This is a genomic window from Maricaulis alexandrii, from assembly GCF_005871165.1.
GTDB lineage: Bacteria > Pseudomonadota > Alphaproteobacteria > Caulobacterales > Maricaulaceae > Maricaulis > Maricaulis alexandrii.
Genome location: NZ_SWKP01000006.1, coordinates 364,736 through 376,123, shown reverse-complemented (window position 1 = coordinate 376,123; position 11,388 = coordinate 364,736). Strand labels below are relative to the sequence as shown.

The window sequence follows — 11,388 nt, the reverse complement described above, 5'->3', positions numbered from 1 at the left end:
GCGTCTTTTGGCTAGTGGTCACGCCTCATGCGCCCGCCTAAACCCGCTGTCGGGCGGGGCCAGTTGCAAGGCGGAGTTTCAGATGAAATGGTTTGTTCAAACGGCTGCGATGGCCGTCGTCGTGGCGGGTTTCGTGAGCGCAGAGCCGGCGCAGGCCTATGGCCGCGACGGGCACCGTATCGTCTGTGATCTCGCCTACCGCTATCTCTCCGACGATGCCCGTACCGAGATCGATCGCCTGGTCGCCCTCGACCCGCAATTCGAGGCCTTCCGCGATGTCTGCTCCTGGGCCGATGAAGTGCGTGGCAGCACGCACCGACACACCGCGCCCTGGCACTATATCAACCAGGACCGCGATGATCCGCAGGTCGATCCCGAGGATTGCGCGGAGAATGGCTGCATCACCTCCGCCATCGATCTGCATGCCGGAATTTTCGCTGATCGTTCGCGCAGTGACGAAGACCGGCTGGAAGCGTTGAAATTCCTCGCCCACTGGATGGGCGACATTCACCAGCCGCTCCATGTCTCCATCGACGGGGATCGCGGCGGCAATGACATTGATGTCCTCTGGCGTGGCGAGCGGCGCACCAATCTGCACCGGGTCTGGGACAGCGAAATCATCCTCGACCATATGAGCGAGTCCTGGTCCTGGGCCCCTTCTGCCGAGCGGAATGCCTATTTCGCCGAGGAGCTGGCGGCCGGCATTCCGCTGGCCGGGGTCGACATCTACACGCCGTTGGATCCGATCGGCTGGGCCCAGGAAAGCCATGACATCGTGCGCTCGCGCGAGTTCGCCTATTACTGGGCCCGTCCGGACCATGAGCCGATCGAACCGGGCGACCATTATTACGAAACCGGGCTGCGGATTTCGCAGCAGCGTCTGCGCCTTGCCGGGGTCCGCCTGGCCGGTCTGCTCAACCAGATCGTGGAAGGCCGCACCGAGACCGCCCGCACCACGCCGGCGCTCAGCGGGTCCGGCGCGCTCGACTAGGCTGGCACGACATCCGGTTTCGCAGGCGCGGCAAGGCGCTTGTCGGTTCCGTTAGGATACGGTTAATATTTCCCTGAGGGGGCGCCGGACTGTCCGGTGTCCTGCAAGGGGGTTTGCGTGCTTGAGGGGATCGATCCTTCTGTCCTGATCGGATCCGTGGCTGCAGTCGTGGTGCTGCTGGCGCTGATCGGTTTTGCCGTGATGGCGCATATCAATCGCCAGCAGACCACCCATGACCGTCAGCAGATCGTCAAACTCCGCCGCAAGCGCTTTGCCGACTACGCCGCCGCCAAACAGGAATACCAGCGTCTGCGCAAGAAGATCGAGACCGGCAATACGGTCCTGATCGATCTCATCCATGATCTGGGCGATGACTTCGTCGGCCGCGACAGCGCGCAGCAGCAGATCGCCTTCGATGAGGCTTTCGAGGCCGTCGCGTCGATCCGCCAGGCCAATGCGCGGGCCAATATCATTGTCGTCCTGCACACGCTGGGCGGCTATGCCCGACCGGCCCACATGATCGCCATGGCGCTGAAACAGCATCTCAAGAAGATCAAGGGTCACCATAATGGCCGCCGCGAACCGCGCATCAAGGCCTATATCCCCTATGTCGCCATGTCCGGTGGCACGATGATCGCCCTGGCCGCTGACAAGGTGGTGATGGACCCGACCGCTTCGCTCGGCCCGATCGACACGATCTATGGCGGCTTCCCGTCCGACGCCTACAAGGCGCTGCTGGAGCAGAAGGGCGTTCTGGCCACCCAGGACGTGCTGGTCATGCTCGCCCACGAGGCGGAGAAATACGACCAGTACGCCCTCAAAGTGGCGCGCGAGATCGTCAATCCGGCCCACAAGCCCCATGGCAAACCGCAGGACAACTCCCTGGCGGACCATCTCGCCTCCGGTCGCCTGTCACACAGCCAGGCGATCTCGCCGAAAGAGGCCAAGGATCTGGGTATGAATGTCTCCGCCAAGGTGCCGGAGGCGATCTATGGCCTGGTCGATGCCCGCATCCGCATGATTAATACCCGGCTGGAATATGAAGGCCCCGAAGGCGCTGATGATGAAGGCGAGGGCGGTGGCCGCGCCTCTGGCGGCCATACGCGTCGCTCCGGCGATCCGGGGGAGGAGGCCAAGCAGCGCCTCGACCATCAGATCCGCCAATCCCTGCGCGGCCTGGTCCGGATGTAATCTCACCGGAGCGTGACTGCGGGCCGGACTTGATCCGCGGCTTCCGACCCCCAATTTGAGGCGCGTCAGCCAGGAAAGCCCCACCATGACCGCCAAATCCGAACTCTACGCCGATGTCCGCAAGCAGATTGCGTCCGTGATTGCCGGCGAGACCAGCCGGACTGCCCGCTATGCCACCGCCTCCTGCCTGCTGCGCGAGACCTTCGGTGACCGTTTCTTCTGGTGCGGCTTCTACGAAGTTGATCCGGCCAAGGGCGACGAACTGGTGGTCGGTCCCTATCAGGGTACGCTGGGCTGTCTGCGCATTCCCTTCTCCAAGGGCGTCTGCGGCGCCGCAGCAGCGACGGGTGAAACCCAGCTGGTGGAAGACGTCCACGCCTTCCCCGGCCACATTGCCTGTGACAGCCGATCCAATTCGGAAATCGTCGTCCCGGTCCGCGATGCCGACGGCGCGCTGGCCGCCGTGCTCGATATCGACAGTACCGAGTTCGGGGCTTTCGATACGGACGACCAGGCCGGTCTGGAAGCCATCTGCGCCGATCTGCTGACGGTGAAGTGAGCCAGGCGCGCACGATCATTCTGGCGGGGCAGGAGATTGCCTTCACGCTGAAACGGTCGCGCCGCCGCACGATCGGCTTTTCCATTTCCCGCGACGGCCTCTCGGTCACCGCGCCGATGCGGGTCTCCGAACGCGAGATCGGCCGGGCGCTGGAGAGCAAGGCGGGCTGGATCCTCACCAAACTGGCGGACTGGTCCAATCGTCCCGCGCCCCGTGAGCTGGCCCTGGAAAGCGGCGAAAGCCTGCCTTGGCTGGGCGGCGAGCTGACCCTGGATATCCGCGGTGAGGGCGTACGCACAACGGTGCGCCGCGAGGAAGAGCGCCTGGTGATCAAGGCCGACCCGACCCTGACCGGCGAGCTGCGCGAGCGCACGCTGAAATCCGCCCTGCAGCGCTTCTACAAGCGCGAGGGTGAAGCGCTGATGGCGCCCAAGGTGGAGGCCTATGCCGACCGGCTTTCCCGCCCGGTCCGCAAGGTCATCATCCGCGACCAGAAACGCCGCTGGGGCTCCTGCGCCTCGGATGCCACCATCCGTCTCAACTGGCGCCTGATGGGCTTCCCGGAAGACCTGATTGACTATGTCTGCGCCCACGAGGCCGCCCACCTCGTCCAACCCAACCACTCCCCCGCCTATTGGCGCGTGGTCGAAAGCCTGATGCCGGACTGGCAGGACCGCCGCCACCGCATGCGCGCCGAAGCGGACCGCTGGGTGGTGTTCTAGAAGCGCGGCGCCCTCCTTCCCCTTGACGGGGAAGGTGCCGGGCGAATGCCCGGCGGAAGGGGTGAAAGCGCTTTGCGCTTTCTGTTCTCAGACAGTCACCCACTCCACCGCGCATGTGCGCGGTCCCCCTCGCCCATCAAGGGCGAGGAGAAGAAGTCCTGCTGAACCGAATTGGAGGGCGTCCGCGTTAGCGGACCCGGAAAACCCTACTCCGCCTCATTCCCCAGCTGACGATCAAAGTAATCCAGGATCATTGTCCAGAGCTGCACCGAGCGGTCTTCGCCGCGGATGCCGTGGCGCTGGCCGGGATAGGTCATCATTTCGAACTGGAAGCGGCGTTCCTGCATCTCCGCATAGAGGCGGACGGAATTGGCGAAGATGACATTGTCGTCGGCCATGCCGTGGATCAGCAGGAGCGGGGTCTCGTAATTCTCCAGATGGGCAAAGACGGAAGAGGCTTCATAGCCCTCGAAATTGGCGTCCGGATGATCCATGTAGCGCTCGGTATAGGCGGTGTCATAGAGCGCCCAGTCGGTGACCGGGGCACCGGACACGCCGGCGGCATAGGCCCCGGGCGCCTGCAGCGTGGTCATCAGCGTCATGTAGCCGCCATAGGACCAGCCCCAGATGCCGACGCGGTCCTCATCCACGAAGTCGAGGCTTTTCAGATAGTCCAGTCCGACCAGCTGGTCCTCCACCTCGACCGAGCCCATGCGGCGCTGGAGATGGCTTTCGAACTCGCGGCCGCGATTCCAGGCGCCGCGATTGTCGATGGTGAAATAGACATAGCCGCGCTGGGCAAAGAGCTGCGGGCGGAAGCCCTGCCAGCCACGATGCACTTGCTGGGAGTGCGGGCCGCCATAGAGATACTGGATCGCCGGGTATTGCCGGTTCGGGTCGAAATCGGCCGGCAGGTAGAGCTGGTAGTGCAGCTCGGTGCCGTCGGCCGCGGTCAGCGTGCCGAATTGCGGGACGATATGGTCGTCGGCATAGTCGAAATAGGGATGGCCCTCGACGACGGCATTCTCCTCGATCCAGCGGATACGTTCGCCATCCCGGTCATAGAGCGCGGTCTGGGAGGGGGTGTCGCTGTCATTATAGGTGCCGATGAAGGCGGTCGCGCCGCGATTATAGCTGACCGACCAGCGACCTTCGCCCTCGGTGATGCGCGTCGGTGCGGACGAGCCGTCCAGCGGCACGACATAGGCGTGACGTTCCAGCGGCGTGTCCATCCAGCCGGTGAAATAGACCAGCCCGTTTTCGCTATCGACGGCGTCGATCTCATTGACCAGCCAGGCGCCGCGCGTGACCTGGGTGATCAGGCTGCCATCGGCGGCGCGGTGCTGGATATGGCGATAACCGCCGGGCGTGTCCTCACTGGTCCAGATCACGCTGCCATCGGGCAGGGCGCGGAAATCATTGGTGAGGTTGATCCAGACATCCGTCGTCTCTTCCAGCCAGACCGAGCTTTCGCCCGTGGCCGGGTCGACGGCCAGGATGGTCAGCTCATTCTGCATCCGGTTGAGGACCTGGACATAGGCGGTGCCGCCATCGCGCGACCAGTTCACGCGGGCCAGGTAGATGTCATCCGTGTCGGCCAGCTCGACCTGGACAGTCCCGCCCGTGTCCCGGTCCAGGATGAAGAGTTCGACAATGGCATTGTCCGTGCCGGCGCGCGGATAGCGCTGGTCGACCACGGTGGCCGAGCCATCGGCGGCGATTTCCATGCGCTGGATATTGTCGACCGGGCTCTCATCGACGCGGGCCAGGGCGATGTATTGCTCGGTCGGCGACCACCAGTATCCGGTCCGGCGGCCCAGTTCTTCCTGCGCCACGAATTCGGCCATGCCCCAGGAAATGAGATCACCGCCCTCGGTGGTCAGGGCCCGCTCGGCCCCGGTCACCAGGTCGATCTCGTAGAGATTCTGCTCGCGGATGAAGGAGACGAAATTCCCGCGCGGGGAGATGCGGGCATTGGTCTCATAGGCCTCGGTTTCCATCAGGCGCCGGGCGCGGCCACTCTCCACCTCGACATGGAAGACATCGCCGTCCAGCGGCACCAGAATGGCCTCGCCCTGGCTGTCCCACTGATACGAGACAATGCCGCTGCCCCGAACCCGGGCCCGTTCGCGCAGCTGGCGCGCGGCTTCGGACAGCTCGCGCTCCTCCGGCGCCAGCACCCGGCTGTCGACGAGGCGATAGGGCTCGCCGCCCTCGATATCCATCGCCCACAGGTCCAGGACGTTCGCGTCCTCTTCTTTCGGCCGCAGGAAGGTCACCCGTGTCCCGTCCGGCGAGAAGCCCAGATTGCGCGGCGCCGATCCGGTCAGGGAGGGGCTGGCATAGACCCGCTCCACAGTCAGTGCCGGACCGGTCTCGGTCTCCGGCTCCGGCGTGGCACTGGGCTGGCAGGCGGCAAGAGCAAGACCGGTGACGGCAAGAAGGACATATTTCATCTGGGCACCCCGAACTGAACTGCTGGGGAAACTAGCGCCCGACCGGACCGAAGGGGAGGGGCGAGGGTGTGTTTCGCCTGTAAGGTCCTCCTTCCCCTTGATGGGGGAGGTTAAATCTAACTCGCCGTTTCCAGCTCCGCCTTCAATTCCGCGATTGCCGCATTGAGATTGCGATAGCCCAGCACGATGCGCCCGATCACATAGAGGATCGACGCCACCACCAGGCCGCAGATCAGGCGATAGCCCAGGGTGAAGCTGGAGAAGAGGATGTTCTCCGGATTGTTCTGGAAGGCGGAGAGCTGCAGGCCGAACACTTCGAACACATCGCTCAGACCGCCGCGCAGGGCCTGGTCGAGGATGAAAATGCCCAACTGGCCGACCGATTGGTCATGGGCGCTGGCCGGGGCGCCGTCGACCAGCAGGACGGCCTCGTTCGGGATGAACCAGGGCTGGTTCCAGGCGATCAGGGCGAGGATCAGGCCCGGCAGGCCGATGCCCACGAGGATAAGACCGCTCGTGCGCAGGGCGATCGTGCGGACCGCATGTCCGGCATAGGCCTCGAACTTGGCGATATTGCGCCGGATCGTCTTGGCCCGGATCGCCTTCGGTCCGCGCTGCTGGCGGATCAGGTGCGCCTCGTCGAAATCGCGCACCACCGAGAGCAGGGACCAGACCAGGGCCGTCACCCCGGCGAGCGCCAGGACCACACCGGCCCAGCTGAGCCAGTAGAGCGTGGCGTGACTGGTGAGCCAGGCCATGAAGCTGCTGAAAATCCCCTCGATCACCCTGCTTCCCCCAAAGCTGTGAGCCGTTTCATTAAAATGCGCGATCTGCGCGTCAAAGTTAACTCTCCTCTGACGCGTATACTCCCCATGCCGATTGCCCTTGCGGCCTGTCTCCGCTAGACGGGGCCGTTCAGATTTCCCCCCAAGGACAAAGAGAGCCTCTCCACCATGTCGGCTTACAAATACGTCTATCACATGGACAAGCTGTCGAAGACCTATCCGGGCGCTGCCAAGCCGGTCTTCCAGGACATTTCCCTGCACTTCCTGCCGGACGCCAAGATCGGTGTTGTCGGCGTCAACGGTGCCGGTAAGTCCACCCTGCTGAAGATCATGGCTGGCATGGACACCGAATTCACCGGTGAAGCCTGGGCCGAGAAGGGTGTGAAGGTCGGCTATCTGCCGCAGGAACCGGTTCTCGACGAGTCCAAGACGGTCTGGGAAAACGTGATCGAGGGCTCCGAGCAGAAGCAGCTGGTCGAGAAATTCAACGCTGTTTCCATGCAGTTGGCGGAAGAATACACCGACGAGCTGATGGCCGAGATGACCGAGCTGCAGGAGCAGATCGACAATCAGGACGCGTGGGACATTGACAGCAAGATCGAGATGGCGATGACGGCCCTGCGCTGCCCGCCCTCCGATTGGGGTGTGACGGACCTGTCCGGTGGTGAGCGCCGCCGTGTGGCCCTGTGCCGCCTGCTTCTGTCCGAACCGCACATGCTGCTGCTCGACGAACCGACCAACCACCTGGACGCGGAAAGCGTGCACTGGCTGCAGACCTATCTGGAGAAGTTCGAAGGCGCCGTTCTGGTCGTGACCCACGACCGTTACTTCCTCGACAGCATCACCACCTGGACGCTCGAACTCGATCGCGGCCGGGGTGTGCCTTATGAGGGCGGTTATTCGGCCTGGCTGGAACAGAAAGCCAAGCGCATGGCCCAGGAAGACCGCGAAGCCTCGTCCAAGGACAAGGCGCTGGCCCGCGAGCTGGAATGGATCCGCTCCTCTCCGAAAGCCCGTCAGTCCAAGTCCAAGGCGCGTATCAAATCCTATGAGGAACTGCGTGAGAGCGCCGAGAAGCGTGAAATCAACCACGCCCAGATCAACATCCCGCCGGGCCCGCGCCTGGGCGGTGTTGTCGTGGAAGTGGAGAACCTCAAGAAGGGCTTCGAGGACAAGCTCCTCATTGATGGCCTTTCCTTCAAGCTCCCGCCGGGCGGTGTGGTCGGCGTGATCGGTCCGAACGGGGCGGGCAAGTCCACCCTGTTCAAGATGATCACCGGCCAGGACACGCCGGATGAGGGCACGATCCGCCTCGGCGAGACCGTGAAGCTCTCCTATGTCGACCAGTCGCGCGATGCGCTCGATCCGAACAAGACCGTCTGGGAGGAAATCTCCGGCGGTCATGACATGATCGATCTGGGCGGCAAGGAAGTCCCGAGCCGCGCCTATGTCGGCGCCTTCAACTTCAAGGGCGGCAACCAGCAGAAAAAGGTCGGTCTCCTGTCCGGTGGTGAGCGCAACCGCGTCCACCTGGCCAAGACGCTGCAGACCGGCGGCAACCTCCTCCTGCTCGACGAACCGACCAACGATCTGGACGTGGAAACGCTGGCGGCCCTGGAACAGGCCCTGGAAGTCTATCCGGGCTGCGCCGTGGTCATCTCGCACGACCGCTTCTTCCTCGACCGTCTGGCCACCCACATCCTCGCCTTTGAAGGCGACAGCCATGTGGAATGGTTCGAAGGCAATTTCCACGACTACATGGAAGACAAGAAGCGCCGCCTCGGCCCCGATGCCGACATGCCCAAGCGCATCAAGTTCCAGAAATTCGCGCGGTAGATGCTGACCGACGACGAGCGGCGAGAATTGAAGGCCTGGCAGTCCCGCCAGGCCTTCGCTGTTTTCCTGCTCGTTGTGTTTGTTTTTCCGGGCCTTTTTTACGGGCTTTGGTCGCTTCTGGTGGACCCGGCCGGTTTCTTCAGCTCCATGTGGATCGTCTTGGTGCCGGCCCTTGTTTTCTGGGCAGTTCTGCTCAGACAGTCACCGAAACGCTGGTGGCTGGCTCGGAAAGATATCCAGGAAGGGCTGGCCGATCAGTGCTCCGGTTCCATCGAGATCCGGGAGCGTCGTGGAATCGGGGTGTTCGCGCCCTCGCGGCAGGTCCTTCATGTTGCGAATCGCCAGTTTGAATTGCCGCCCTTCTGGTCGGAACAGATTACGCCGGGGCTGGGCTATCGTGTCCGCTTCGGCCGTCATAGTCAGGCCATCCTGTCAATTTCACGACGGCCAGCCACAAGAGAAGGCGTGCCGTCCGACGCTCCCTTGCTGACCTCGCGAGAAACGGCGTTGTTGCGCCTTTTGGCCCAGGGACTGACGGACAAGGATATTGCCCGCGAGCTCAATCTCTCGCCGACAACCGTCCGCACCTATAATTCCGAACTTTATCTGAAAATCGGTATTCAGCGCCGGACACAAGTGCGCGCACTGGCAGAAGCGTGGGGCTTGCTCGACGACTGACATGTGTCGACTGACACATTGCCAACATCTGTCGATGGCGCACCCGGTGCGCCCCGGCCAGCCTCTCCAGGTTCGCAACAGGAGAGGGCCATGTCCCGGACAACAGATTTTCAATCACCCTGGCGGTTCTGGCACGGGGCCGGTGTTCTGGCCGCAGCGATGACACTCTATACCGGTCTCAGCTGGGGGCATATGGAACTGGTCCGCCAGACCGTCGGCATGGAGGCCTATCTCGGCAATGGACCGCGTCTGCCAGTCCATGTCCTGCTCGCCGGGCAATGGATCAAGGCTGTGGCCCTGATCGGTGTGCTGGTCCTGCTGGCTCTTTGGCCGAAACGGCTAGGATGGGCGGCCGTCGGCCTGCGCCCGGTGGCCGGAATCTGGATCGCGCTCGCAATCTGTGTCGCGCTGGTTCTGTTTCTTTTTCGGTTGGGGCTGGCCCGCATGATCCGGTGGAGCTTGCCTGGCTGGGCTGACTTCATGCCGGACCCTTTTATCTTCGGGGCCGGGCAAACTGTCTGGATGGCCGGACTTTATCTGGTCACGACCCTTGTTGTGACACCGGTCGTCGAAGAGGTCTTTTTCAGGGGTTTCCTGTTCAAATGGATGAGCGGACACCGGCCCGTCTGGCTGGCCGCCGGCCTGTCCTCGGTCATGTTCGGGGTCATGCACATCCTCCCTCCGCAAGCGATATCGGCAGCCTTGATGGCGCTGGTCCTGTGCTGGCTGTACTGGCGGACCGGGTCGATCTGGCCCGCCATAGCGGCCCATATGACCAATAATGCCCTTGGTGTCGTGATCGGTGCCCTTGGTGTTTCCGGACTGTCTCCAGGCTCCTAGGGCTGGGTCCGGAGGATGTCGATCAACGCCTCGACCTGTTCCTCTCGTGTCCCGTTTAGCGGAATGTCCGGGATGATCGGCGCGTTGGAGATATCACCTGAAGCCCGGGTGAAGACATAGATCGGGGCGACGGCTTCCAGTCCGGTTTCAGCCAGAGGGTGAAGCTGGACCTGGCCGGTGGAATTGGCACGGCCTTCCGTACCGGGGCCCGCCACCGGCGCGATGCCGAAATCCTGGACCGTGGCGGCCAGCACAATGGACTGGGAATAGCTGCCAGCGCCCACCAGGAAGGCGAAACGCCCGTCGAACCGGTGCGGCCAGTCGGCCGGCGGTTCCACCCATTGCGCGAAGGGCATGGAGACGATTTGGCCGACTTCCGAGCCCGGGATCAGGGCCTGGTTCTCCGGCGTGATCCGCGCTGTGACCGCCGAGAGTGGGGTGTGGCGCTCGGTGGTGAGATAGTTGAGCAAATGGTCCGACAGCATGTGGGCGCCGCCGCCGTTTTCGCTGATATCGATGACCAGGATGTCCGTGCCGCGCGCGTCGATTTCGGCGAAGGCCTCATCGACGAACTCATAGAAATCCGGGGTCTGGTCCGGCATGAAGGAGTTCAGCGTCAGCACGGCGGCATTGTCCCGGAATTCCAGACTGGATGTGGCGGGGTCCACAGCCGCGACATCGCGGGACGGGTCGAGCCGGATCGTCTGCTGCGACCCGTCCGGACAGGTGACATCCAGCGTCCAGCTGTCAGCCCCGCCGGTGAGCGCCCACAGATACTGAGAGAAGCGGGTCTCCAGCAGGTGGCGGCGCAAGCCGTCACTATCACCGTGAATGCGGGACAGGGCATCGTCGAGAAGCGGGGCGACCGCCAGCCCGTTGATGGCCAGGATCCGGCTACCGGGATCAAACTGCGACGTGTCTGCCACGGTTTCGGCAATGACCAGCCCGTGCGGCGTCAGCTCGACCGGCAGGGTGAATTCGGCACCGCCCGTATCGAGATAGGCCTGATAGTCCGCACCCGGCAGGCGCAGGGTGATATGACCGTCCCCGAACATCGGGTTGAGGCGGGCCATCACCAGCCAGGCCTCGCGGCGCGTGTATCGTCCCTCAACCGTGTTGCGCAGGGCTTCGAACCGCGCCTGGACGGCATGGACATCCATGGAGAAGTCGGGATCGGGATGGGTGGCGAAGAGCCAGTTCTCCCATTCCTGCAGATCAGCCGCCACTTGGTCCGCGGACAGGCTGTCCGTTTGAGCGCTTTGGGCCTGGGTTGCCGGGGTCGCGGCGAGGAGGCCGAGGGCGAGAAGAGATGTGAGTGCTTTCATCATCG

The 11,388-nt window shown here is 63.4% G+C and carries 10 protein-coding genes; 7 read left to right on the top strand and 3 right to left on the bottom strand.

Features of this window, described 5'->3' with window-relative positions:
* Positions 1–82: 82 nt before the first annotated feature.
* The 4 genes from FCS99_RS08140 (at position 83) to FCS99_RS08125 (ending at position 3,463) form a co-directional block, all read left to right on the top strand.
* Entirely contained in the window at positions 83–991 is a 909-nt protein-coding gene (locus FCS99_RS08140) for a S1/P1 nuclease (protein WP_138511582.1), read from the top strand.
* A 117-nt stretch (positions 992–1,108) separates the two neighbouring features.
* Positions 1,109–2,182, top strand: a complete 1,074-nt coding sequence (locus FCS99_RS08135; RefSeq protein ID WP_138511581.1) for an SDH family Clp fold serine proteinase — start codon at positions 1,109–1,111, stop codon at positions 2,180–2,182.
* A gap of 85 nt (positions 2,183–2,267) precedes the next feature.
* A complete protein-coding gene (locus FCS99_RS08130; protein ID WP_138511580.1) occupies positions 2,268–2,741 on the top strand; it encodes a GAF domain-containing protein in 474 nt (157 codons plus the stop codon).
* Positions 2,738–3,463 (top strand): M48 family metallopeptidase, encoded by a 726-nt coding sequence (locus FCS99_RS08125; RefSeq protein ID WP_171036290.1) that lies wholly within the window; start codon positions 2,738–2,740, stop codon positions 3,461–3,463. The genes FCS99_RS08130 and FCS99_RS08125 overlap by 4 nt, the downstream gene beginning before the upstream one ends.
* Positions 3,464–3,669: 206 nt before the next feature.
* Here FCS99_RS08125 and FCS99_RS08120 read toward each other — a convergent pair whose 3' ends face one another.
* Both FCS99_RS08120 and FCS99_RS08115 read right to left on the bottom strand, forming a co-directional pair.
* A complete protein-coding gene (locus FCS99_RS08120; RefSeq protein ID WP_138511578.1) occupies positions 3,670–5,919 on the bottom strand; it encodes a S9 family peptidase in 2,250 nt (749 codons plus the stop codon).
* 116 nt (positions 5,920–6,035) lie between these two features.
* Positions 6,036–6,704 carry a hypothetical protein gene (locus tag FCS99_RS08115; protein WP_138511577.1) on the bottom strand — a complete coding sequence of 223 codons (669 nt, stop codon included), beginning with the start codon at positions 6,702–6,704 and terminating at the stop codon, positions 6,036–6,038.
* Between the two features lie 168 nt (positions 6,705–6,872).
* On the opposite strand from FCS99_RS08115, the gene ettA reads away from it, so the two are divergent.
* The 3 genes from ettA (at position 6,873) to FCS99_RS08100 (ending at position 10,058) form a co-directional block, all read left to right on the top strand.
* Positions 6,873–8,540, top strand: coding sequence for an energy-dependent translational throttle protein EttA (gene ettA, locus FCS99_RS08110; protein WP_138511576.1), 1,668 nt, complete (start codon positions 6,873–6,875; stop codon positions 8,538–8,540).
* Complete coding sequence (locus FCS99_RS08105; protein ID WP_138511575.1) at positions 8,541–9,218, top strand: helix-turn-helix transcriptional regulator; 678 nt, start codon at positions 8,541–8,543, stop codon at positions 9,216–9,218.
* Between the two features lie 90 nt (positions 9,219–9,308).
* Positions 9,309–10,058, top strand: a complete 750-nt coding sequence (locus FCS99_RS08100) for a type II CAAX endopeptidase family protein (RefSeq protein WP_138511574.1) — start codon at positions 9,309–9,311, stop codon at positions 10,056–10,058.
* On the opposite strand, the gene FCS99_RS08095 is transcribed toward FCS99_RS08100, so the two are convergent.
* Positions 10,055–11,386, bottom strand: coding sequence for a S41 family peptidase (locus FCS99_RS08095; RefSeq protein WP_138511573.1), 1,332 nt, complete (start codon positions 11,384–11,386; stop codon positions 10,055–10,057). The two genes, FCS99_RS08100 and FCS99_RS08095, sit on opposite strands and share 4 nt — an antisense overlap.
* Positions 11,387–11,388: the final 2 nt, after the last annotated feature.

Bases quoted from the DNA above. Each gene is read 5' to 3' on its own strand.
- FCS99_RS08120 (WP_138511578.1), bottom strand. From the start codon at position 5,919: ATGAAATATGTCCTTCTTGCCGTCACCGGTCTTGCTCTTGCCGCCTGC.
- FCS99_RS08105 (WP_138511575.1), top strand. From the start codon at position 8,541: ATGCTGACCGACGACGAGCGGCGAGAATTGAAGGCCTGGCAGTCCCGC.
- FCS99_RS08100 (WP_138511574.1), top strand. From the start codon at position 9,309: ATGTCCCGGACAACAGATTTTCAATCACCCTGGCGGTTCTGGCACGGG.
- FCS99_RS08130 (WP_138511580.1), top strand. From the start codon at position 2,268: ATGACCGCCAAATCCGAACTCTACGCCGATGTCCGCAAGCAGATTGCG.
- FCS99_RS08140 (WP_138511582.1), top strand. From the start codon at position 83: ATGAAATGGTTTGTTCAAACGGCTGCGATGGCCGTCGTCGTGGCGGGT.
- FCS99_RS08095 (WP_138511573.1), bottom strand. From the start codon at position 11,386: ATGATGAAAGCACTCACATCTCTTCTCGCCCTCGGCCTCCTCGCCGCG.
- ettA (WP_138511576.1), top strand. From the start codon at position 6,873: ATGTCGGCTTACAAATACGTCTATCACATGGACAAGCTGTCGAAGACC.